The sequence below is a fragment of the Sorangium sp. So ce1335 genome (assembly GCF_051521615.1).
Classification (GTDB): Bacteria; Myxococcota_A; Polyangia; order Polyangiales; family Polyangiaceae; genus Sorangium.
In genome coordinates this window covers 11541786-11566003 of the sequence record NZ_CP150363.1, presented here as the reverse complement: position 1 = coordinate 11566003, position 24218 = coordinate 11541786, and the positions used below count along the sequence as shown (strand labels likewise).

11 protein-coding genes are annotated in these 24218 nt (G+C 71.1%); 1 reads left to right on the top strand and 10 read right to left on the bottom strand.

Going from position 1 to position 24218, the window contains the following annotated elements:
- Positions 1–145: 145 nt before the first annotated feature.
- The 10 genes from WMF24_RS43270 to WMF24_RS43225 all read right to left on the bottom strand — a co-directional run bounded on the left by WMF24_RS43270 (position 146) and on the right by WMF24_RS43225 (position 21844).
- Positions 146–1447: a hypothetical protein gene (locus tag WMF24_RS43270; RefSeq protein ID WP_437733326.1), complete on the bottom strand. Its 1302-nt coding sequence runs from the start codon at positions 1445–1447 to the stop codon at positions 146–148.
- A gap of 24 nt (positions 1448–1471) precedes the next feature.
- A complete protein-coding gene (locus WMF24_RS43265) occupies positions 1472–3130 on the bottom strand; it encodes a cyclic peptide export ABC transporter (protein WP_437733325.1) in 1659 nt (552 codons plus the stop codon).
- Positions 3127–4821: a cyclic peptide export ABC transporter gene (locus WMF24_RS43260; protein WP_437733324.1), complete on the bottom strand. Its 1695-nt coding sequence runs from the start codon at positions 4819–4821 to the stop codon at positions 3127–3129. The genes WMF24_RS43265 and WMF24_RS43260 overlap by 4 nt, the downstream gene beginning before the upstream one ends.
- Before the next feature lie 21 nt (positions 4822–4842).
- Entirely contained in the window at positions 4843–6027 is a 1185-nt protein-coding gene (locus tag WMF24_RS43255; RefSeq protein WP_437733323.1) for an SDR family oxidoreductase, read from the bottom strand.
- A gap of 7 nt (positions 6028–6034) precedes the next feature.
- Entirely contained in the window at positions 6035–13720 is a 7686-nt protein-coding gene (locus WMF24_RS43250; RefSeq protein WP_437733322.1) for an amino acid adenylation domain-containing protein, read from the bottom strand.
- Between the two features lie 41 nt (positions 13721–13761).
- Positions 13762–14823 carry a TauD/TfdA family dioxygenase gene (locus tag WMF24_RS43245; RefSeq protein WP_437733321.1) on the bottom strand — a complete coding sequence of 354 codons (1062 nt, stop codon included), beginning with the start codon at positions 14821–14823 and terminating at the stop codon, positions 13762–13764.
- A gap of 424 nt (positions 14824–15247) precedes the next feature.
- Complete coding sequence (locus WMF24_RS43240) at positions 15248–17443, bottom strand: iron-containing redox enzyme family protein (RefSeq protein ID WP_437733320.1); 2196 nt, start codon at positions 17441–17443, stop codon at positions 15248–15250.
- Positions 17440–18273 (bottom strand): cupin-like domain-containing protein, encoded by an 834-nt coding sequence (locus WMF24_RS43235; RefSeq protein ID WP_437733319.1) that lies wholly within the window; start codon positions 18271–18273, stop codon positions 17440–17442. The genes WMF24_RS43240 and WMF24_RS43235 overlap by 4 nt, the downstream gene beginning before the upstream one ends.
- A gap of 93 nt (positions 18274–18366) precedes the next feature.
- A complete protein-coding gene (locus tag WMF24_RS43230; RefSeq protein WP_437733318.1) occupies positions 18367–20550 on the bottom strand; it encodes an iron-containing redox enzyme family protein in 2184 nt (727 codons plus the stop codon).
- A 61-nt stretch (positions 20551–20611) separates the two neighbouring features.
- Positions 20612–21844: a glycosyltransferase gene (locus WMF24_RS43225; RefSeq protein ID WP_437733317.1), complete on the bottom strand. Its 1233-nt coding sequence runs from the start codon at positions 21842–21844 to the stop codon at positions 20612–20614.
- Between the two features lie 349 nt (positions 21845–22193).
- Here WMF24_RS43225 and WMF24_RS43220 point away from each other — a divergent pair, with 349 nt between their 5' ends.
- A complete protein-coding gene (locus WMF24_RS43220) occupies positions 22194–24218 on the top strand; it encodes a tetratricopeptide repeat protein (protein ID WP_437733316.1) in 2025 nt (674 codons plus the stop codon).

Here is a 24218-nt window from a genome sequence, read left to right as displayed (position 1 = left end):
GGCGCTGCGCCGAGGCAAGCGCACGAATCTCTCCTTCCGATGGCGACCGGCGCCGCCATCGGAAGGAGCCCCTCTCAGGTCCCGACCGCGGCGTCCCGTCGTGCGCGTGGCCTCCCGGGCCGCGTGGCGGCCCTGGAGCCTTGGCTCACTCATCCTCCAGGTCGATCCGCCCGAAGCGCGGGTTGACCACCGTGTTGTGCGCGCTGCCGAACGTGTACGTGATGGACAGGCTCGCGGTGCTCGTGAAGTCCGTGGGTTGCTGCGCCGTCTCCAGCAGCAGCTCATCGTCGGTGATCGTCCGCCCCCGCAGGTTGATCAGGTCGCGCACCCACGCGAACTGGCCCTCGATCGATGCGGTCAGGCCCTCGAACAAGCGCACGCTCAGCGTGAGCCCCGTGCTCATGCGATACAGCTCGGGGTCGTCGAGGAACTCGTTGACCTGGCCGATCCACTCGACGCTGCCCCAGGTGCGGTTCATGTCGATGATCATCGACAGGGCGTGGTAGGGCCGCTGCTCGTGTCGCAGCCCGGCCTCATTGGCCTCGATGTAGCCGTTCGCCCAGGCCCCGATCTGGTAGATGAAGCGCAGCTGCCGCGTCGCGCTCTGGTCATACGGGAAGACATTGACCTCGACGACCGGCCCTCCATGTAAGTGCCAGCGGTAGTTCTCGAACTCGTTGCCCACCGCGGTGAAGTTGGCGCCCAGGGCGAGGTGTCCTCCGATGGAGTGGGCGTACAGCGCGCGGCCGTCCCATTCGTACACGTCGCCGGAGATGCGGTTGCCGTCCTCGAGGCGGTAGCTGCTGAGGCTGCGCGTGTAGCCTCCCATCAGGCGCACCTTCGAGTGCTCCGTGATGCGTCGCACGGCGGCGCCGCCGCCAGCCTGGGCCCGGTAGTAGCCGCTGCCCGCCTCGGCGGATCCCCACGCGGCAGGCGCGAATACCCAGTAGTCCCACGGATCGTCCAGCGAGCTCAGCTCGAGCTGCTGGCGCTGCGGCAAGCCGATCTCGAACGCCTCGCCGTGCGGCGTGCTCACCAGCTCGGTGAAGAGCAGGCGGAGGACGAGCCGTAACAAGCGATCGCGCGCGGCGTGCGCCGGGGCGCCCGGGGGCGAGAGCACGGAGGCGGGGGGACGGGACTCGAACGCTCGCTCCGGAGTGCGCCGCGCGAGCGTCGCGGTCCACTGCTCGCCGCCGTTGCCTGCCGGTTGCCCCACGATCACGAGCGCGATGTCGGCGAGGTAGACGTCGCGCACGAAGTCGAAGTAGCTCAGTTGCTGGCGCAGGTAGGGATCGAAGCAATCCTCGCTGCAGCTCAGGAACAGGCGCGGGAGCGGGCGGGCGCAGGCAGGGCGCGGGGCGCACAGCCACGTCGCGAGCACCGCCAGCGCGGGCGCGAGAGCCCTGGAGAGCCGGACTCCACGCGACATGCAGGTGGGGAGGATCATGCCTGGGGAGAACCCTAACCTACCTCAAGTCGCGGCTGCAGCTGGCTTTACGCCGCGCTCCTCGATGCGCCCGGAGTCGAGCTTCAGCTGGCGGTCTGCCAGGTGGAAGTAGTGGTCATCGTGGGTGATGACGAGGACGGCTTTGCCGCGCGCTTTGAGGTCGGGCAAGAGCTCGGTATAGAAGACGTCCTTGAAGATGGGGTCCTGGTCGGCCGCCCACTCGTCGAAGACGTAGACGGGGCGGTCTTCGAGGTAGGCGACGAGCAACGCCAGGCGCTTCTGCTGGCCCCGCGAGAGCTCCGTGGTGGAGAAGACGCCTCGCTCGACGCTGACCTTGTGGGCGAGCTCGAGGCGAGCGAGCAGGGCGCGGGCGCGTCTGTCGAGGTCCTCGGAAGAGATGCCGAGCAGGTCCTCGAAGAGGTGGAACTCGGAGAAGACGGCGGCAAAGCGCTGGCGGTGGCGCTCGCGCAGCTCGCTGGAGACGACCTCGCCGTTGACGAGGATGTGCCCACCTTCCGGCTCGTAAAGCCCCACCAGCAGCTTGGCGAGGGTCGTCTTGCCTCCGCCGTTGCCGCCGACAAGGAACACGACCTCGCCGCGCCTGAGCTCGAGATCGATGGGGCCGAGCAGGAAGGGATCGTCCTCGCCGTCGCGACGGTAGCGATGGCTGACCTGGCGCAGGGTGAGCCGCTCGAACGCGCGCTCCGCAGCGAGCTCGCCTGCCTGCCCGCGCCCCTTCCGCTCCGCGTCCGCCGCGGCGGCTCGCGGCTCGGGCGGGAGCTCTTCGAGGCGCTCGAGGGCGATGCGGGCCTGCGAGAGCTCGGGCACCGCCTCCACGAGCACCTCCATGGGGTGCATCATGTACAGGAACATCAGCGCGTAGGCCGAGCGCACCGAGCCGTCGACGTCCATCCGCGGCGAGATCACGAACAGCACGACGCCGATCACCACGAAGAACAGGAAGCTGCCGATGCTGCCCGCGCCGACGAAGACCAGAAAGCCGCGCGTGCGCTGCTTTCGCACGGCGTCCACGGAGCGCTCCAGCACGTCGCGGAGGAACGCCTCGCGCCGCGCGCGGCTCAGGTTGAGCTCCTTGGCGCCGTCGATCAGCGCCCGGAAGTGCTCGTACAGCGCGTCCTCTTCGTCGCGGGCGCGCGACAGGTGCCGGTGCCCGCGCCCCACGAGCACCAGGTGGAGGCAGGCGCCGGCGAGCACCATGCCGATCGCGAACAGGAACAGCTGCCAGGACAGGATGGCGAGGTATCCCAGGCAGCCGAGGACGATGGCGCCGTGCACGAGGAGCTTCGGCACCGTGACGAAGAAATCCGCCACGCGCTGCACGTCCCCCACCAGCACCGCCAGCCAGCGCGCGCCACCCTGGGTCTCGAGCTCGCGAAAGGGCGCCGAGGCCATGCGGCGGCAGACCTGCTGGCGGAGCCGCGCGAGCGTGCCCTGGCTCAGCTCGACGAACTTCGCTTCGGACCAGATGCGAAAGACCAGCATGCCGGCGCAGGCGGCCGCGAACGTGAGCCCGAGCGACAGGAGCTCGCCAGGGCTCGCGTCGAGCGCCCGGTTGATCAGCGCGGTCAGGGCCGCGCCGAGCAGTCCGCTCAGGATGCTGGCGGCCAGCGCGGCGGCGAGCGTCGCGCGGGAGGCGTGTGCGAGAGAGAGCAGGAACCTCATGGCGTCCGGAGCGCGGGCTGCCCGTCTCGCCGCGGCGGGCCGAGGGCGAACACGCCCTCGCGCACGGCCTCGGGCGCGCCCTGGGGGGGAGGCGGTACGGGGATCTCGTCGAGCCGTCCGGCCGAGAGCCTCAGGCAGCGATCGGCCAGGTGAAAGAAGCGGTCATCGTGGCTTACCACCAGCACGGCCTTGCCGCGGGCCCGCAGGGCGGGCAGCACCTCGGCGTAGAAGACGCGTTTGTACGCGGGATCCTGGTCGGCGGCCCACTCGTCGAACACGAGCACCGGCCGGTCCTCGAGGTAGGCGATCAGCAGCGCCAGACGCCGGCGTTGCCCGCTCGACAGGCGCGTGGTGGAGAGCGCCCCGTCGCGCACCGTCACCTTGTGCGCGAGCCCCAGCGCGCCGAGCAGCGCGTTCGCGCGGTCGTCGATGTCGACGGCGTCGATGCCGAGCAGGGCCTCGAACAGGTGAAAGTCGGAGAATACGGCCGAGAAGCTCTCGCGGTAGGCGCTCCGGGTGCTCGCGTCGACCTGCCTCCCGTTGTGCACGATCGCGCCTGCCTCCGGCTCGTACAGGCCGACGATGAGCTTGGCGAGGGTGGTCTTCCCGCTGCCGTTGGCGCCGACGAGGAACACGAGCTCTCCGGGCCTCAGCTCCAGATCGACGGGCCCGAGGACGAAGACGCCGTCCTCCCCCTCCCGGCGGTAGCTGTGCTGCACGCCGGCCAGGCGCAGGCTGTGGAACGGCTCGGGCGCCGGCGGCGCCGCGCCCGGCGCGACCGCGGCGGTGTCGACCCCGAACGAGCGCAGGCGGTCGAGCGCGACGCGCGTGCGCTCGAAGGCGGGGCTCGCCTGCGCCAGCGCGAGCAGGGGCATCAGCATGTAGAGCACCATCAGGGCGTAGCCGGAGCGCGTGGGCTCGGGCAGCGGGGCCACGCTGCCGAGCCCGAAGAGCACGCTGCCGATCACGGCGAAGAACAGGGAGATCTGCCAGGTGACGGCCGCGACGTGCAGCGACAGCCCCCGCGTCCAGAGCTGCCGCGCCGCCTCGGTGCTGCGGCCCACCACGTCCACCAGGAACGCCTCGCGCCGGCGGGCGTTCAGGGTGAGCTCCTTGGCGCCGCTGAACAGCGCACGAAACGCCTGGTAGACCCGGTCCTCCGCGGCGCGCGCCTCACCGAGCAGCGTGTTGGCCCGGCGCTTCGGGCGGCGAACCAACAGCGCCCCGCCCAGCATCACGCCGACGCCGATCGCGAACGCCTGCCAGGACAGGACGAGCAGGTAGCCGAGACACCCGAGCAAGACGGCCCCGTGGACCACGAGCGCGGGCAGGGTCACGAAGAAGTCGGCGACGGTGCCGACGTCCTCGGTCAGCAGCGCGAGCAGCCGCGCCGATCCGCGCTCCTCGAGCTCGCGATAGCGCGTCTCGGCCAGCTGGCGGCTGGCGAGCACGCGAAGGCGCGCCAGGGTCCTCTCGCTCAGCTTGACCAGCTCGCCGTGCGCCCACCAGCGACAAGCCAGCATCGCGAGGCTGATCCCCGCGAAGGCCAGGCCGTGCGCGAGCGGGGGTCGCTCGCTCTCCAGCGCCCGGTTGATCAGCGCGATCACCGCGCTCACGCCCAGGCCGCTCAGCACGCTGCCCACCAGCGCGCTCGCCATCAGCGCTCGGGAGGACTTGACCAGTTGAAGCAAGAACCGTAGCAAGAGCCCGCCTCAGGTGATGAGCCCGCACGGCAGCGGCGCTTCGCCCCAGAAGCGCGGCGGCGGGAGGAAGCCCACCTCGATCGCGTGCGCGACGAAGCGCCCGAGCCACTCCCCTGACGACGCGTGGTCGAACCCGCAGCGCGCCAGCGCCGCCAGGCTGGCCTTCGCGTCGATCGGCACCTGGAGCGTCTCGGGGTCTGCGGCCTGGGGCAGCACCAGCCCGAGAGACTCCTTGTCGCTGGAGAGCCGCGCGGCGCACCCGATCAGGTCAGCGACCTCCATCAGCCGGAGCGGGTAACCCGCGGCCTGCAGCACGCGCATGACCTCGTAGTGCCTGACGGGGTTCAGCGTCTCGACGTAGTATGTTTGCCCAGCGCTCTCGCCGCTCGATCCGAGGGCGAGGATGGCGCGCGCGACGGCGTCGACGGGCGTGATCGGGATCTGGACCTTCGGCAAGTAGGGGGCGAAGCCGAGGCGCACGCAGGCGCGAACGTAGCGGCTCGTGTAGTTCTGTTCCGGGTTCTGCTGGAATTTTCCCGTCTGGCCGTGAGGACCGATGAAGCCCACGCGATATGCCGTGGCCGCGATGCCTTGCGCCATCGCCTGGCGCAAGAGCACCTCCGCGCGGTACTTGGATTCGCTGTAGGCGTCGAGGAACACCTGCCCTTCCTGGAGGTGCTGCTCGGCGAACGCCTCGATGGGGGGTCGCCCCCTGAAGTAACCGACGACGCCGACGGTCGAGACGTGGTGCAGGTGCTTGGGGCAGCCGTATCGGCTGAGCTCTATCAGCGACTCGACAAGGCCGACGTTGATCGGCAGCAGCTCGTGGAGCTCGTGGCCGTTCACGTTCCCCGCCACGTTGAACATCGCGCCATGCGTCTCGGCGAGCGCGTCATAAGCGCGCTCGTTCAGGCCGAAGTGCCGCGCCGTGACGTCGGCGACGATGACGCGGAGCCGCTCGCGGTGGGGCTCGATCTCGATGTCTGGAAAGAACCAGCGCCATCGGTCCTCGAGCGATCGCCGCGCCCCCTGCTCGCTCTCCCCTCGCAACAGGCAGCTGACGGTCGCGCCGCCGACCAGCAGATCATGCAGCAAGTGAATGCCGAGGAAGCCGCTGGCGCCGGTGAGCAACACGTCGCCCGGAAGGCCAGCGAAGCCCGCGGCGTGCCTCATTTCACTCGTCGTGTTCGTCATGGATCGTCTATGCCTTTCGCCGCTCGCCGACGTGCGGCTCGGCAGGCCACCCCTCCTGCGCGCGCTCCGCGAACCGGGCGAGCTCGCTGGCCTCGAAGAGCGCCCGCAGGGGCACGTCGCGCCCGGTGCGACGCCGCAGCCGCGCGATCACCTGCACGCCGAGCAGCGAGTGGCCGCCGAGCTCGAAGAAGTCATCGTGCCGCCCGACGCGCTCCAGCGTGAGCACCTCGCGCCAGATCTCCGCGATCGTCTGCTCGAACCGCGTGATCGGCGCCACGTAATCTTGCCGCGCCCCCTCCACGTCCAGCTCGGGGTCCGGCAGCGCCTTGCGGTCGAGCTTGCCGTTCGCGTTCAACGGCAGCTGCTCCAGCACCACGATGTGCGACGGCACCATGTAGCGCGGCAAGAGCCGCGAGAGGTGCTCCTTCAGCGCTGCGGCGCGCGCCTCGCGCCCGGCGGCGGCCACCACGTACGCGACGAGCAGCTTGCCCTGCGCGCCGTGCCTGGCGACGACCACCCCCTCCCTGACCGCCGGATGCTCGCGCAGCCGCGCCTCGATCTCGCCGAGCTCCACGCGGTAGCCGCGGATCTTGACCTGGTGGTCGGCGCGGCCGACGAACGCGAGGCTCCCGTCCGGCTCGAACCGCACCAGGTCTCCGGTGCGATACAGCCGCTCGCCGGGCTCTTCGGCGTAAGGATTCGGCACGAACGCGCGCGCCGTGTGCCCGGGCGCATCCATGTAGCCGCGCCCCGGACCTATCCCCGCGATGCACAGCTCCCCCGTCGCGCCGAAGGGCACGAGATCCAGGTTGGCGTCGAGCACGTAGAGCCGGTTGTTGTCCGTCGCGCGCCCGATCGACAGGTGCAGGCGCTCTTCGCTCGGCGCCTCGATCCGGCACAGCGCCACGTCGTCAGCGCACTCCGCCGGACCGTAGGCGTTCAAGAGCCCGATCTCCGGATAGCGCTCCCGCCAGCGACGCGCGAGCTCGGGCGACATCGCCTCCCCGGTCGTGATCATCCAGCGCAAGCTCGGCAGCGGCAGCGCCGGCTCCGACAGCATCGCCTCGATCAGGCTCGGCACGCTCTCCAGCACCGTGATCCCGGTCGCCTGCACGTGCCGCAAGAGCGCCACAGGATCGTGCGCTATCGCGTCGGGCACGATCTCCAGCCGCGCGCCGCACGCCGGCCCCGTCAACAGCTGCCACACCGAGATGTCGAACGCCGCCGACGCCGTCTGGGCGATCACGTCCTCTCCCGTCAGCCCGAGGTCCGTGATCTTGCCCAGCACGTTGTTCAACATCCCCGCGTACTCGACCATCGCGCCCTTCGGCTCGCCCGTCGAACCCGACGTGTGGATCACGTACGCAACGCTCCTCGGCCCGGCGTAGGGGGCGTCGGCGAGCGCCGCCACCTCGCCCTCGACCGCCGCAGGGGGCACCCACGTCGCCACCTCGGCGGCGACGCCGGCGTCCCCGAGCGCCGCCCGCAGCAGCCGTTCGGTCGCGGGCGAGCAGAGCACGACGCGGATCTTCGCGCGCACCAGCGTGCGCACCAGGCGCTCCGGCGGGTGCGACGGATCGAGCGGGACGTACACCCCGCCCGCGCGCAGCGCGCCGATCGCGAACGCCAGCAGGTCCAGCCCGCGCTCGACCAGCACGCCGACGCGCCCCTCGAGCGGCACACCCCGCGCGCGCAGGCCAGCGGCGACCTGCGCCGAGCGCGCCTCGAGATCGGCGTACGTCATGCTTTGCCCCTCGCAGCGGGCCACGACACGGTCGGGCGTGCGGCGGGCGCGTTCGATGACCAGCGCGGCATACCCGCGCTCGTCGCGCACGCGGCGCGCGGGCCCCCGCCCGTGCTCGAGCAGGGCGCGACGCTCGGCCTCGGACGCGCGCGCGAGCTCCGACAGCGGCCGCTCGAAGCCCGCGATCAGCGCGCGCAGCCAGCGCTCGAGCTCGGCGAGCAGGCGCGCCACCGTCGCGCGCTCGAAGAGCCGCTCGTCGAACGACAGATCGAGGCCCAGCTCGCGCCCGGGCAGGATCATCACCGTCAGCGGATAGTTCGTGTGCACGCGCGACGTACCGGCGCGCACCCGCAGGTTCTGGGCGTGCGGCAGCACGGAGCTGTCGAGCGGCACGTTCTCGTACACGAGCAGGCTATGAAAGAGCGGATCGCTCTTCGGGACCGCGCTCAGCGCCTGCACACGCACGAGCGGCAGGTGCTCGTGCTGGCGCATCTCGACGTTCTGCTCGAGCAGCGCCTGCAGGAGCTCCGAGACGCGCACGCGCTCGTCGGGCAAGCGCAGGCGCAAGGGGATCGTATTGATGAACAGCCCCACAGCGCGCTGCAGCTCCGGCAGCTCCGGCGGGCGGCCCGCGACGGTGACGCCGAACAGCACGTCGCGCCGGCCGCTGTAACGGCTCAGCGTCATCGCCCACGCCGCTTGCAAGAAGGTGTTGGTCGTGAGGCCGTGGCGCGTCGCCAGCTCGGTGAGCGCGCGCGTCTCCGCCTCGGACCACGTCGAGCGCACCGCGTCGATGCGCGAGACGCCCGCCTCCGGCGCCGGCGCGCGGTCGAAGGGCAGCGGCGTCGCTTCCTCGAAGCCCGCGAGCGCGGCGCGCCAGTAGCGGGCCGCGGCTTCCGGGTCTTTCCCCTCGAGCCAGGCGATGAACTCACCGTAGGACGGCGCCGCGGGCCGCCGCGCCGGTTTGCCGTCGAGCAGATCCTGGTAGACGGCGCACACGTCGAGCCAGACGAGGCCCCAGCTCCAGCCGTCCATGATGATGTGATGGTGGCTGATCACGAGCTCGTAGCGCGCCTCGCCGAGCCGCACGAGGCGCAGCGCCCAGAGCGGCGCGCGGCCCATGTCGAAGCCGCGCTCGCGCTCGGCGCGGAGGAGCGCCGCCAGCCGCCGGCGCTGCTCCGCCTCGTCCAGCCCGCGGTGGTCGAGCTGCTCGAGGGGCACCGGCAGGTCGCGCCGGATCACCTGCAGCATCCTGCGTTCTTGCCGCCACACGAACTGCGCGCGCAGCGAGGCGTGGCGGCGCGCCACCTCGGCCCAGGCGTCGGCCAGCTTGCTCGCGTCCACCTCGCTGTCGATGAGGTAGTGGTCCTGCATCAGGTAGATGCCGGACCCGGGCTCGAGCAGGGTGTGCAGCAGCATGCCTTGCTGCATCGGGCTCAAGGGCAAGACGTCGTCGACCTCTGTCCAGTCGAGGGCGAGCTCGTCCAGCGCGGCACGGTCGAGGCGAGCGAGCGGGAAATCGCCGGGCTCGACCGCGCGGAGCGGCGCGACGGCCGCCTGGGCCGCGAGCTCTTCGAGCTCGGCGCGCAGGTCCCGCCCGAGCGCGGCGACGGTCTCCTCGCGGTACAGCGCGCGCTGGTAGACCCACGACAGGCTCAGACGGTCGTCGACGAGCGCAGCCTCGAGGCTCAGCCACGCGCCCGGGGCGCCGGCGCTCACCGGCCCCGCCGCGAGAGCGCTCGGCCGGAGCAGCCCTTCCGGGGCGGTGTCGTGCTGGCGGAACGAGAAGGCCGCGCGCGGCCATGCGGCGTCCGCGATCCCGTCCGCCACGTCGCGCGCGGCCAGGTACTTCGAGACGCCGTAGCCGAGCCCGCTGCCGGGCACGCTGGCGAGCTGTTGCTTCACCCTCGTGACGCTGGACAGCCCGGCGGCGACGCCGTGCATCTCGGGCCGCAGGCGCACCGGGAAATGGCTCGACAGCCAGCCCACGCTGCGCCCGAGCTCGACGCCCTCGAAGGGGCGCGACGCGCGTTGACGCTCGAGCGTGACCACGATCGAGCTCTTGCGACCGTGGCGGCAGAGCACGCGCGCAAAGGCGGCGAGCAGCACGTGCTCCAGGCTGACCCGGCGCGGCTGGCAGACACGATCGAGCAAGGCCGCGAGCAGCGCGGCGTCGAGCTCCACGCTCACGCCCGCGAGCTCCGCCGAGTAGTCGGTGCCGCCGTGGTCGCGGGGGAAGGTCTCCGAGCGCGCGTCGAAGAGCTGGGCCCGCCAGTGGTCGAGCTCCGCCGCGAGCTCCGGGCTGGCGGCCTTTCGCGTCAGCGCCTCGGTCCAGCTCGCGAGCGGGCTCGATCGGCCGATCGAGCCGCTCCGGTCTCCCTCGCCGTCTCGGTACAGCGCCCCGAGGTCGTCGGCGAGCGCCTGCCAGGAGACGGGATCGACGACGAGGCGGTGCACGACGAGCACCAGCCGCTGGGCGCCGTCGAGCTCGACCAGCAGCGCGCCGAGCAGGCGCCCCTCCTCGAGGCGCAGGCGAGCGCGGGCGGCGTCGATGCGGGCCGGCAACGCGCCCAGGTCGTCGAGCGCGCAGCGCTCGAGCAGCGGGGCTCGGGCCCAGCGCTCGTGCAGCACGTCGACCGGCACGTGCGCCTGGCGCACGCTGCCGTCCTCGGCCCTGGCGAAGGACAGGCGCAGGGCGTCGTGTTGCTCGACGAGCTGGCGCAGGCAGCGCTCGAGCCGCTCGGGGTCGAGCCGCTCGCGCGGCTCGAAGATGCGCCACTGGCTCTGGGCGTCCGGCGCCGCGCCGTGCTCCCCGAAGAACCAGCGCTGCGCGGGCGAGAGCGGCAGCTCGGCGTCGAGCGACCCGCCGGCGGGGCCCACGAGGCGCTCCGCGGCGACGAACGCGGCGAGCGTCGCGACGGTGGGGTGCCCGAAGATGTCGCGCGCGGTGAGCTGGAAGCCTCGCTGGCGCGCGAGCGCCACGACCTGCAGCAGGACGATGGAGTCGCCGCCGAGCTTGAAGAAGTTGTCGTGCACGCCGACGCGCTCGACCCTGAGGATCTGCTGCCAGACGTCGGCCAGCCGCTGCTCGAGGTCGTCCCGGGGCGCCACGTGCTCGCTCGTCGCCTCGCGCGCGGGCTCCGGCAGCGCGGCGCGGTCGATCTTGCCGTTCGGGGTCTGCGGAAAGGCCGCGAGCGCCACCCAGTGCGCCGGCTGCATGAACTCCGGCAAGCGGCTCGACAGGTGCTCGCGCAGCCGCTCCTCGAGGCCGCGCCAGGCGTCCGCGTCGCTCGCCACGGGACGCGCCGCGGGCACCACGTACGCCACGAGCCTCCCCTGCCCCGGCAAGATCTCGCGCACGGCCACCGCCGCCTCCGCGACCTCGGCGTGCTCCAGGATGCGGGACTCGATCTCGCCGAGCTCGATGCGGTAGCCGCGCAGCTTGACCTGCTGATCGACGCGCCCGAAGAACTCGAGGGCGCCGTCGGGCCGGAAGCGCACGCTGTCGCCGGTGCGGTACATGCGCTCGCCCGGCTGACCGTGGGGGTCGGGCAGGAAGCGCTCCGCCGTCAGCGACGGGCGCCCGAAGTAGCCGCGCGCAACGCCCTGGCCGGCGATGAAGAGCTCTCCCGTCGCGCCGATCGGCGCGAGCTCCAGCGCTGGATCCAGCACGTAGGCGCGCGTCGTCTCGATCGGCCCCCCGATCGGCACCGGGCCGGCGTCGCCGGCGCGCAGCCGCCACGCCGTGCTCCACACGGTGCCCTCGGTCGGACCGTACTCGTTGACAAGGCGCACCTCCGGCAGCGCGTCGAAATGGCGCCGCGCGAGCGCGGCCGGGCACGCCTCGCCCGCGACGATCACGCCGCGCACGCGGCTCGATCCGAGCTCACCGAGCAGCTGCTCGTAGAACGACGGCAGCGTGAGCAGGTGCGTCACGCCGCGCCGCCGGATGAGCTCGGCGATCAAGGTCGCGTCCTTGTGCTCGCCGTCCTCGGGCAGGCACAGGCGCCCCCCGGACGCGAGGGTCCAGAAGATGCCGGCGACGGAGCTGTCGAACGACACCGACGAGAGCAGGAGGAAGCACTCGAGGTCCCAGTCGTAGAACCCGAAGCGAGCGCGGGTCGACGCCACGGCGTTCTCGTGGCTGACCATCACGCCCTTGGGTCTGCCCGTCGACCCCGAGGTGTAGATCATGTACGCGAGCCGGCTCGGCGAGCCCTCGGCGCGCAGCGCGCCGCTCGGCGCCCGCCACACCGGTGAGCCCTCCGCGAGGGAGATCGACGCGACGTCGCCGAGCTCCGGCGCCGCGCCCTCGGGGGCGAGCACGAGCACGCGCCGCACGCGCGCGTCCTCGACCATCCTGCGCAAGCGCTCGGCGGGATAGCTCGGATCGAGCGGCAAATACGCCGCGCCGGCCTGCAGGATGCCGATCAGCGCCACGATGAGCTCGCACGAGCGCCCGGCGTACACGGCCACGACCTCTTCCGGGCCGACCCCCTGCGCGAGCAGGTGATGCGCCACCTGCTGCGCGCGCCGCTCGAGCTCGCCGTAGGTGAGCTCGACGTCGCGGTGGACGATCGCCGGTCGCTCGGGGTACTTGCGCGCGGCCGCCTCGAACAGCTGGTGCAGGAAGCACGGCTCGCTCGTCGGGCGCGCGGGCCGTCCAGCGAGCTGCTCGAGGAGCCGGCGCCGCTCGGCCTCGCCGAGCAAGGGCGCGCTCCGCAAGGGCCGATCGAGATCCGCCCCGACCCCGCCCGCGAAGGTCGCGAGCTGCTCGGCCCAGATCTCCACCGTGGCGCGATCGAGGGCGCCCTCCCGGTACAGCAGGCGCACGACGGTCCCTTCCGCGTCGGCCACGAGCTCGAGCCGCAGCCGCTCCAGCTCGGCCGGGTCGAGCTCCACGCGCGTGCGCCGCCGCCCCCCCGCCGCGCCCCCGAGCTCGCGGTAGCTGAAGCCGAGCGCGTAGGACGGCAGCCCCGCGGCGTGCCCCCAGAGCGAGGACTCGACGAACGCCTCGCGCCAGGCGAGGCACTCTGCGAGGCCCACGTGCGCCGCCGTGAAGCCCTGACGAAGGCTCGCCGCCGGGTCGAGCGCGCAGGACACGGGGATGCGGCGGGCGAAGCGCCCGAGCGCGCCGTCCAGCTCCGCCTCCTGCTTGTCGGCCACGACCGCGATCGCCACGTCGTTCCGGCCGAACGCGCGCGCGGCGAACGCGGCCCAGAGGCAGAACAACGCGTCCCGCTGCGTCACGTCCAGCGCGCGGCCGAGCTGCGAGAGCGCAGGGCGCAGACGCTCGAAATCGAGCTCGACCGCGCCGACAGAAGACCCTGCCGCCGCGCTCCTCTCGAACGGCAGCGCGGCGGCGAGCGCGTCGGCCCGCTGCCGGCTCGCCCAGAAGCTCTGCGCCTGGCGGCCCCAGTCGCTCTGCAAGAGCTCGTGCTGCCACTCGGAGTAGTCGACGTACTGGAGCGGATCGCCGTCCGCCTCCTGGCCCTTCAAGGCGGCCTCGAGCTCCTCCAGCAGCGCCTCCATCGAGCTCTCGTCGAGGCGCGAGCCCGGCGCGACAACGCACACGTCGCTCCCCCGCTCGGCGCGGCGCACGGAGACCGACAGCACGGCGCCTGCGCCCGAGCCGGACGGAGCGGGCGCAGGCGCGCGCTCGGCGTCCTCGTCGAGGGCACCCTCGGTGAGCCGGTACGCCGGGGCCGCGTCGATGACCTGCAGCGGATGGCCGAGCCCCGCGACGTCGCGGAAGGCCGTGCGCAAGACCTCGTGCCGAGCGCACACGCGCTCCAGCGCGGCGGCGAGCCGTGGCAGCTCGACCGCGCCATCGAAGCGACGGGTGCCGCGCACCATGAGCGGGCGGCCCAGCCGCCGCTCGGCGTCCACGGCGTCGGCCTGCTGGCGCGAGAGGCGAAAACCCTCCGTATGCTGCTCTAGCTCGTTCATGACATTGTCCTGGAGAAAGTGCCGAAGTAAAGGTCCGCGCCTCAGCGGGCAGGGCGCTCCAGCTCAGCGCTCTTCTGCGGGCGCGCCATCGCCGTCAGCACGCGGCGCGGCCCCGTGAAGGAATTGCGCGCGTGCAACACAAGCATGTTGTCGAGCAGCACCACGTCCCCGGCCTGCCAGGGGAACTCCGTCATCACGTCGCGGTAGAGGTCCTGCAGATAGCGGATGACGTCCGGCTCGATCGGGCTGCCGTCGCCGTAAAACGTGTTCTGCGGCAGGTCCTGCTCGGAGAACTCCGCGAGCAGCCGGTCGCGCGCGCTCTCGGGCAGCGTCAGCGCGTGAAAGAACGTCGCGTGATTGAACCAGACGTCCTCCCGGGTCTGCGGGTGCTTGACGACCGCGGGCCCCACCACGCGCGTGCGCAGCCGATCGCCGGGCTTCCACTCCGGGGTGATGCCCACCTCGCGGCAGTAACGCTCCACCTCGGCCCGGTCGTCGGTCTGGAACACCGTCTGCCAGGGCAAGCCCATGCCGTCGCCGTAGTTGCGGACATACATGATGCCGCGCGAGACGAAGCGCTCGCGGACGTCGGGTCGGAGACGGCGCAAGAGGGCGCGCGTGTCCCCCAGCGGCGTCTCGCCGCCGGTCGCCGCCGGCACCTCGCAGTAGAAGTACAGCTGCAGCGGGAACACCGGCGAATACGAGTGTTCGTTGTGCGGGAAGATGCGCTCGTTCGCTGGGTAGTCCGTCGACGTGTAGACGTGGAAGCGGTCGTCCACCTGCGTGCGCGGCGACGCGCGGAAATTGTAGCGCACGGCGCCCCCCGACATGGCCTGCACGCAGGCGTCGAAATCGGAGACCCCCTTGACGTCGAAGCCGCGAAACAGGATGGCGCCGTGCCGCAGCAAGGTCGCCTCGATCTCCTCGCGGCGCGCCGCGCCCCAGCTGGCGAGGTTGACGCCCGGCAACCGCGGCTCGCACAGGGCCGGCAGCTGCGGGGCGCCGTTCGTCCCCACGAACCCGGCCAGCGCCGCCACGTCTCCCGTGAAGCCGCGCCGCTGCTGGCGCTCGATCTTCGGCCTGTTGTTCACTGGCTCCGTCATCGATGACCCTCTCAGCTCGCCGCCCCGCTCGCCGATCGCGAGAGGAGCTCTTTGCGCCACACCTTGTCCGTCATCACCATCAGCACCTGGCGCGCGCCGCGGAACGTCGACCGCGCGTGCGAGCACAGCATGTTGTCAATCCCCTGCTCGGGGTGTCGCGCGAACGCAGCCGCACCCCGTGTATCGGCGGCATCGAAGACGCGTCGTCCTCGCCGCCGTCGCGCCCGCGACACCAGCGCGCCAGGGACTGGCCTTCCGTTCAGCTCACCCGGTGGCCCGTGGCCCTACGGCTCACAACGGCGACTATAATGACTTTCATTTTCATTTGCAACGACAGAAATTCCTCGCATTTCGGCGAACATCGAGCCGAATGATTTCAACGTGTGTGTAACTCCGGTTGAGGTCGAGCTCTCTCCGGAGGTCTTCAGCCCGTCGGCGCAAGGCTCGTCACGCCGAAGTGCTCGGCGAGCGCCTGCTTCTCGATCTCGGTGCCGTGGGTGAAAATGTCCTGGCAGCGCCAGAGCCGCCAGATGCGGCGCCACTGCGCGTCGAGCTGGGAGGGCGCTGCCTCCTTCACCCGACGCATGAACGCCTGCACGGCTGCGAGCGACCATTTCGTGTGACCATCGGCATAGTTGTCGATGCTGTTGTGGAGCCGCGCCGCGAGCGCCTTGTAGTGCGAGCCGGGGCCCTCGGCGCGGGCCACCTTCCAGTTGTCCAGGTACTCGCCGCCGACGCCGGTGGCCTCGATCCCGAGGTTCAGCCCCAGGATCTCCGGCAGGAAGCGCTGGGTGTTCAGCGACACCGCGAGCGTCGCCACCGAGCCAACGCCGATCGCGAACAGGTCATAGAGCCGGCGATCCGTCTTTGGCAACATCACGTCGGGACCGAGCTCGGTGAGCGCCCGGCGGAAGATCAGGTCGTGATTCCATTCGAGCTCTCCGTCCCCGTGTTCGGAGGCGTAGATGCGAAACAGCCAGCCGTACTCCTCGTGCTCCGAGCGCCGCACGTCCGCGAAGCCCTGCAGCCAGCAACCATCGAAGATGGCGGCGATGGGGTTCGTCGGGCCGCCGCTGCCCGGTTGCCGCTCGGCCTCGGGCGCGACCTTGCTGCGTGAGCGCACGTTCTTCTCGTGCTGCTCGGCCACCATCTCGGCCGCGGCGCGCTCCGAGTACCGGGGCGGGTTCATCGAACCGAGCCGCGGGTCGTTGTCGAGCGCCTGACACAGACGCTCCAGCGCTCCGGCGACGAAGATCCGGCCGAACACGATGATCGCGGGGTGGAGGTCGGCGTTGGCGAAGCAGTAGTAGAGGTCGTTGTTGGAGAGCTCCCCGTAACGCTCGAGGGCGAAGCGCTCGAGGTCGCCCGGGTCCTGCGGCGGGGTATAGCGCCCGGCGAGCGGGACCGGCGCTTGTCGGGCGGACGGCGTCGGCTCACCGAGGCGCTCGATCCACTCGCGCAGGTCGAGCTTCTCGGCGGCGGTGAAGGCGTCGAACATCGGGCCATCGATGGTGATCGAGTGGTTGATGAAGGGGCTGTTGTCCGGGTCGCCGGGCTTGACGAGCCTGGAGGCGGCGAGCTTGTCGAGGAAGAGCTCGTGCGCGTCGCCCCCCTGGGCGAGCAGCTCGGCGACGCTGCACCTGGCGAGCCGGACGTCGCGGTGGTGCTCGATCGCGAAGCGCGCCTTGCGCCGGATGCCCTCGAGGACGAAGTCCCGAGGCGACAAGGGGACGTTGCGGCCGAGCATCGCGTCCTGCCAGCGGAGGTAGGAGGCGCGCGCGGCGGCGAGGCCGCGGGCGATGCGGCGGCGGCGAAGCGGCGTGTCGGACTCGGCGAGCGCGTGGACGATGGCCTCTCGCGCGAGGTCGGCGAGGGTGGAGCGCTCCGTCTGCTCGAGGTAGCGCAGGTTGGCTCCGCGCTGGCGCAGGCTCGGGGCGAGGGCGTCGAGCAGAGGGCAAGGGCCGACGGCGGCCATCCACAGGTTGAAGCCGAGCGTCTCGAGCGAGAACGACGAGGGGAAGAGGCCGAGGCAGAGCCCGAGCAGCGCGCGCTCGTAGGAGATGTCGGCGCAGGGGGCGGACTCGTCCCACTCCCAGCGCGTGATGCTCTCGGGGGGCGTGCCGAGGCTCCTGAGCAAGGCGGCGAAGCGGGCCGCGTGGCCCTCGCTGGTGCCGGGGTCGCCCAGGCGCAGCATCATCTGCCGCAGCATGCGCATGCCCACCTCGCTCTCGACCATGTTCACCTGCACGAAGCCGCGCAGCCACGCGCCGTCCGACAGGCCCAGGGGCGCGAGCTCGCGCACCACCCGCGCCGGCCAGCTCGTCGCGGGGCGGCCATCGAGCGGCGCGGCCGGAACACGGCCCGAGCGCTCCAGCCGTTCGGTGAACGCGCCCGCCGGCACGGCATCGGGAGCCGACGTCGCCAGGGTGAGCTCGGCGTCGAGCGGCGCGTGCTCCGGTGAGAGCAGCGATCGCGCGAGCTCGAACGCCGGCGCAAGGAAATGCACGGAGCGCTCGAGGTCGGCGAACAGCGCGCAGAAGAGCTCACGCGGCGTGCACGCAGCGTCGCGCCGCGCGACGCCTTCCCCGAACTCCGGTGTCGGTGCGTCACGCTCGCTCATTCGTTCCTCGCTTCCTGCAGGGTGGGGGTCGTGGCCGACGCCCACGCCGCAGCGAGCTTTCCGCGCAGGAAGCCGGGAGCCCAGCGCGCGGCCTGGCGCCACGTCAGCCACCACAGGTTGAGCCCGATGGAGAACTCGAGGGTCCTCACGTGGTGCACCCATCCGACAGGCAAGAACAGCGTCTCTCCGGGCCCGATGTCGAACTCGATCGGCGTCGCGTCGCGGTAGCGCGGAAAGCGCTCGTGGTCGGGCCGATCGAAATCGATCGGGCTGAAATGGTCCTTCGGCAGCGTGGACGGCACGTAGAGGAGCGGCTGTTGCTCGCGCGGGAAGATGACCCACCTCTTCCTGCCGTACAGCTGGATGTTGAAGTTGTGGGCCTTGTCGAAATGCAGACCGGAGGCGCAGCCGCGCGAGCCGATCCAGAGCAGCTCGGACGTGCCGGCGGCGCGGCACAGCACGCGGGACAGGTACGGTATCGGCCGGATGTCGCGCACGGCGTCCGGCAGGAGCGTACGGAGCGGCTGCTGCGCGGCATAGATGCTGCCATCGTCCCGGCGGCCAGCAAGATCGATGTACTCGGCGATCGTCATCGACCGGGTGACCATCGACTCGAGGTAGCTCGAGTTCTCGCCGGGCCGGCCGTTCTGCAGGAGCTCCACATCGAGCGTCACGTCGCCGAAGCGCTCTTGAAAGTAGGCCGGCGTCCAGCGCCGCGACGCGGGCCAGTCGTCGATCATCCGGGTCAGGATCACCGGAATTTCGGGCGCGACGAAGCGCGCGTGGAACTCGCGGACGCCGATGGCGCCGACTCGCTCGATTCCTTTCATGACGAGGACCTACGGCCTCCGGGCCTGTTCGACGCCACACGTTGGATGCGCTGGAGACGGTTCATGAGGCTCGTTCCCGGTGAGCTCGCGCCTTCAGGTGGGCGCCAGGCTGGTCACGTCGAGCAGCTCCGCGAGCGCGGCGCGCTCCGCCTCGCTGCCGTGCATGAGGATGTCCTGGCAACGCCAGGGCCTCCAGATGCGGCGCCACTGCCGCTCGACCTCCAGGGGGGCGACCTCCTGGACGCGGCGCATGTACGCTTGCACAGCGGCCAGCGACCACTTCGTGTGGCCGTCGGCGTGGTTGTCGATGCTGTTGTGCAGCCGATGGGCGAGAGCCTTCCAGTGCTCGCCGTTCTTCCTCGCGTTCTTCCACTGGTCGAGGTACATGCCGCCGACGCCGGTGGCCTCGATCGCCAGGTTCAGGCCCAGGATCTCGGGCAGGAAGCGCTGGGTGTTCATCGAGATGGCGAACGTCGCCAGCGAGGCGTGGCCTATCTCGAACAGGTCGTAGAAGCGGCGGTCCGTCTTCGGCAGCATCATGTCCGGCCCCGCTTCGGAGAACGCGCGCCGGAAGATCTGGCAATGGTTCCAGGCCAGGTCGCCGTCCCCGTGCTCGGAGGCATAGATGCGGAACAGCCAGCCGTACTCCTCGAGCTCCGAGCGCCGCACGTCCGCGAAGCCCTGCAGCCAGGAGCCGTCGAACACCTGCGTGATGCGCGGCTCCTCGGGCTCGCCCGTGGGGTTCGGTTCGGGGGCGCTCGCGCGCGAGCGCACGTTCTTCTGGTACTGCGCGGCCACCATCTCCGCCGCGGCGCGCTCCGAGTACGGAGGGTTGGTCATGGAGTTGAGGCGCGGGTCGCCGTCGAGCGCCTCGCCCAGGCGCTCGAAGATCTGCGCGACATACGCCCTGCCGAAGAGGAGGATCGCGGGGTGGAGGTCGGCGTTGGCGAAGCGGTGGTAGAGGTCGTTGTTGGAGAGCTCCCCGTAACGCCCGAAGGCGAAGCGCTCGAGATCGTCCGGGTCCTGCGGCGGGGTATAGCGCCCGGCGAGGGGGACCGGCGCTTGTCGGGGAGAGGGGGCCGGCTCACCGAGGCGCTCGATCCACTCGCGCAGGTCGAGCTTCTCGGCGGGGGTGAAGGCGTCGAACATCGGGCCATCGATGGTGATCGAGTGGCTGATGAAGCGGCTGTTGTCCGGGTCGCCGGGCTTGACGAGCTTCGAGGCGGCGAGCCTGTCGAGCAAGAGCTCGTGCGCGTCGCCGCCCTGGGCGAGCAGCTCGGCGACGCTGCACCTGGCGAGCCGGATGTCGCGGTGGTGCTCGATCGCGAAGCGCGCCTTGCGCCGGATGCCATCGAGGACGAAGTCCCGAGGCGAAAAGGGGATGTTGCGGCCGAGCATCGCGTCCTGCCAGCGGAGGTAGGAGGCGCGCGCGGCGGCGAGGCCGCGGGCGACGCGGCGGCGGCGAAGCGGCGTGTCGGACTCGGCGAGCGCGTGCGCGATGGCCTGGCGCGCGAGGTCGGCGAGGGTGGCGCGCTCCGTCTGCTCGAGGTAGCGCAGGTCGGCGCCGCGCTGGCGCAGGCCGGTCGCGAGGGCGTCGAGCAGCGGGCAAGGGCCGACGGCGGCCATCCACAGGTTGAAGCCGAGCGTCTCGAGCGAGAACGACGAGGGGAAGAAGCCGAGGCAGAGGCCGAGCAGCGCGTGCTCGTAGGAGATGTCGGCGCAGGGGGCGGACTCGTCCCATTCCCAGCGCGTGATGCTCTCGGGGGGCGTGCCGAGGCTCCTGAGCAAGGCGGCGAAGCGGGCCGCGTGGCCCTCGCTGGTGCCGGGGTCGCCCAGGCGCAGCATCATCTGCCGCAGCATGCGCATGCCCACCTCGTCCTCGATCGCGTTCGCCTGCACGAAGCCGCGCAGCCACGCGCCGTCCGACAGGCCCAGGGGCGCGAGCTCGCGCACCACCCGCGCCGCCCAGCTCGTCGCCGGGCGCGCCTCGAGCTCGGGCACCTCCACCGCGCCCATCGCCGTCAGCGCGTCCACGAGCTCGCCCGGGCCCGCGGCGTCCGGCACCGCCACGTCCAGCGCCAGCGCCGCCGTCGCGAGCTCGAACGCCGGCTTCAGGTAGTGCGCGTGCTCCTCCGGGTCCACGAACAGCGCCCGAAACAGCTCGGGCGCCGAGCAGGGCTCGGCGCGCAGCGCGACGTGCTCACCGAAGTCTGGCAGCGGCGCCGTGTCGAGCGTCTCAGCCGCGGCGCTCACGACGAGGACCTCGGAAGGCAGCACGGTGTCACGCTCCGCTTCGGTGCCCCCAGGCTCAAGACAGGTGCTGTGCGCATTCTCCGGATCACCTCGGCTGCTGGGAGACGCTCGACTCGGTCTCGAGCTCACGGGCGTTGGAAGCCTCCGGCGCGCGGGAAGACCGCTTCCCCTGCGCCGCGAACGTCCAGGACTTGTTCAACACGTAGCCCACGACGAGCACCACCGCGGTGCAGGCGATCTGTGCCAGGAGGTAATGCACCCCGTGCCCCGACACCAGGTAGCTCATGCCGAACCCGCTCAACGCCGTCGTGAGGCAAGCGACCAGGAGGTAGGCTCGCAGCGTGGAGCGATGGGGCGCGACGCTCACGAAGGTCAGGTGATAGTTCAGCTGGTAGTTGACGAACGCGCCGACGAGCGCGCCAAGGACGGTTGAGAGCGTCGGGCTCGCGCCGAAGAGCTCGACGCTGAGCGTGAGCACGGCGTAGTGGAAGAGCGTTCCGACACCGCCCGCGCCGATGTAACGCAAGAACGGGGCGCTCACGAGCTGGAGGATGCCGCTCCCCCGGCGAAGGCGGTACTCTTGCGCGATCATCGCCATCTCACCGATCGCGCGGACGAAGTCGGTGAGCTTGACGCGCGACTCGCCGACGTCGGTCCAGCGCCGCAGCGGGAGCTCGTAGATGCCGTCCTTTCGTCGCGACGCGGCGAGGTGTCGAGCGAAGATCTCGACGTCGAAGATCCACCGAGACCTGAACGGCCGTCTGAACAGCTCGTTCGTCATCGCGTTGGCGCGAAACAGCTTCGCGCCGCACTGTGTGTCATAGACGGGCACCCCGAGCACGAGGCTCGCGGCCGTGGCGAACACACGCCCTGCGTAGTGACGCGTCGCTCTACGGGTGATCTGGCGGCCCAGGAGCGCGACGCGCGCCCCCACCGCGATGTCGATCTTCGGAGCGGTGTCCAGCACCTCCATGAGCTCTCCGATGGCGTCGAGCGGCGTCGCGAGGTCGGCGTCGAAGTAGCCGACATAGAGGGCTTCCCGCGAGAGCGCGCGCTGCATTCCTGCGCGCACGGCTTGCGCCTTGCCCTGGTTCGGGTGCAGGTCGACGACCTCGACCTGGGAGGGATACGCGCTCTCGATGGAAGCGAGCACGCCGAGCGTGCCGTCGGTGCTGCCGTCGTTGACGAAGATGAACTCTACGCCTGGGTGCGCGCGGAGGTACGCCCCGAAGGCCGCCACGTCCAGCCGATGGGCTTCGTTGAAGCACGGCACGACGATCGAGACGTCCGGGGGGTGAGCGAGGGCGTGGTTCCGCACCGAGGTCCGCACATGATAATGAAAACCAGAATCGATTTCAAGTAGCCGGACGCCTTTCCCGGGAAACGCTGGAACGCCGAGCCCGACACCACCCGACGGCGGCCCTTCGGCACGCTTAGACACAGGTTTTCCACAGATCGATCTGTAGCCAAGCGTGGTCAGATGTGTGCTGGCCTCGGCGTTCTAATGAAAATAAAAATCACTTACAACTAGCTGGACGGCGTTCCTGGAAACGGGGTAGAAGCTCCGCCCGACGCTGCCCGGCGACGAGAACCCCGGGGCGTAGCGAGCGAAGATTCGAATGGTTTCCAGAGCCATCACCCCAGCGCCCGCTCCCGGTGGCGGCTGGATGGGCGCCCTTGGTCGACCGCTGCCGTATGGGCTCTTGCTGGCGTTGCTGCTCGTGGCGGGGCTGGCTCGATCCTGGATCACCACCTCGCGCGACAGCTTCCAGATCGACGAGGCGTGGCACGCGGCTGCAGGCGCTTCCTATGCGCGCACGGGGGATTTTCGCCTCAACCCGGAGCACCCGCCGCTGCTCAAGCTCTGGGTCGGCATGGCGCTGCCCGAAGCGCGCTTTGCCATGCCCGCGTTTCGTCCGATGGAGGACAAGGAGGCGGAGCGCGCGTTCATCAACGAGGCGGTCTACCGGCTCAACGATCCCGACGTCGTCCAGCGACGCGTGCGGATCGCCGTGCTGGCGCTGAGCGCGCTCATGCTGCTCGGCATGGCGCTCTCGGTGAGGCGCGTGTTCGGCGCAGCCGTGAGCCTGGCGGCCCTCGCGTTCCTGGTGCTCGACCCGAGCATCGTCGCCCATATGCCCGTCGTGCTCACGGACCTGCCGCTCGCGCTCCTGTCCAGCATCGTGTTCTTGCAGGCCATGGTGGCGCTCCGCACGTGGCGCGCCGGCGATCTCGCGCTCCTGTCGCTGTGTCTCGGGCTCACGCTGGCCAGCAAGCACTCGGGTCTCGTGCCCGCGCTCGGGCTCGCGCTGCTCGCCATACCGGCCATCTGGCTCGCGGAGCCGCGCGGCGGCGGGGCGCGGCTCGGCCGAGCGGGGCGCGTCGCAGCCGTGTTCGCCGGCGCCTACGTGATCCTGTGGGCCTTCTACGGCTTTCGCTTCCTCGAGTCGCCGGGCGTCGATGCCTCGGTCGTCACCTTCAACCGCCCGCTGGCGAGCAAGATCGCCGACCTCTCATCGCCGACCCACCGAGCCCTGCTCGGGCTCGCCGCGGAGGGGCACCTCTTGCCGCGCGCCTATATCTGGGGACTGGCAGATATCCTGCGGGCCGGCATCGACGGTCGGCACGACTCGCTGTTCGTCCTCGGCAAGCTGTTTCAGGGCACCACGCCCTGGTACACGTTCCCCGCCGTCCTGCTGGTGAAGATCCCGCTCGGCGTGCTCGCGCTGGCGATCGCGGGCGTCGTGCTCCTCGCGCGCCGCGGCGGCACCCCGGCGTGGCGCGGCGCGGGCCTCGTGTGGCTCGGCTGGGGCGCCTTCTACCTGTGCTTCTTGATGCGCGGCAACTCGGGGTACGCCGGCATCCGCCACGCCCTGCCGGTCGTCATCGTGGCCAGCGTGCTGGCGGCGCTCGCGGTGGTCCACGCGGCGAGCGGGGGCCCGAAGTGGTGGCGGGCGGGGGCCGCGGTCGCGTTGCTCGGAGCGCTCGTCTCGGCGTGGCCGCGCATGCGGCCCTGGGAGTACTACAACGAGCTCGTCGGTGGGAGCAGCGAGGCCTGGCGCTATTTCGCGGATGACGGCCTCGACAACAGCCAGCGCGCGCGGGAGCTCGCCGCCTACTACGACGAGCACGTCCGCGGAACAGGGCAGCGCGCGTACGACTACTACGGCGTCGCCGGGGAGGAGGCCGAGGCGCGCGGCCTGGTCTTCGACTCGCTGGAGGATCCGAGCGACTCGGATCGCTTGAGCGGAACGGTGTTCATGGTCACGCGCGAGATGTCGCCACGGCCGAGCTACGACAAGGCGGTGTTTCGCGACAGGGAGCCCGTCGCGCGCTTCGGCAACCTGATGGTCTTCCAGGGCGAGTTCCAGATCCCGTGGCTGAGGGCCGACCGCCGCTGGGTGCGCATCTCGGAGGCGCAGGCGGCGAACCCGCCGGATCTCGACACGGTGGCCGCGCTGCTGGAGGAGATCGCGGCCATCTATCCGCAAGACACGCGCGCTTCGTTCGAGCTCGGCAACCTGCTGCTCGAGCGTGGCTCGCCAGAGAAAGCGAGAGCCGCCTACCAGCGCGCGCTCGACTACACCCCCGCTGGCGACGTCATCGCCGACACGCTCAAGCGGCAGATCGAGCAGCTGTCGCGCGGCGAGATCGCGAGCGTCCGCCCGCTTCGCAACCCGTGGCTGGAGTAA

Bases quoted from the DNA above. Each gene is read 5' to 3' on its own strand.
- WMF24_RS43240 (WP_437733320.1), bottom strand. From the start codon at position 17,443: ATGAGCGAGCGTGACGCACCGACACCGGAGTTCGGGGAAGGCGTCGCG.
- WMF24_RS43250 (WP_437733322.1), bottom strand. From the start codon at position 13,720: ATGAACGAGCTAGAGCAGCATACGGAGGGTTTTCGCCTCTCGCGCCAG.
- WMF24_RS43220 (WP_437733316.1), top strand. From the start codon at position 22,194: ATGGGCGCCCTTGGTCGACCGCTGCCGTATGGGCTCTTGCTGGCGTTG.
- WMF24_RS43245 (WP_437733321.1), bottom strand. From the start codon at position 14,823: ATGACGGAGCCAGTGAACAACAGGCCGAAGATCGAGCGCCAGCAGCGG.
- WMF24_RS43265 (WP_437733325.1), bottom strand. From the start codon at position 3,130: ATGAGGTTCCTGCTCTCTCTCGCACACGCCTCCCGCGCGACGCTCGCC.
- WMF24_RS43235 (WP_437733319.1), bottom strand. From the start codon at position 18,273: ATGAAAGGAATCGAGCGAGTCGGCGCCATCGGCGTCCGCGAGTTCCAC.
- WMF24_RS43255 (WP_437733323.1), bottom strand. From the start codon at position 6,027: ATGACGAACACGACGAGTGAAATGAGGCACGCCGCGGGCTTCGCTGGC.
- WMF24_RS43270 (WP_437733326.1), bottom strand. From the start codon at position 1,447: ATGATCCTCCCCACCTGCATGTCGCGTGGAGTCCGGCTCTCCAGGGCT.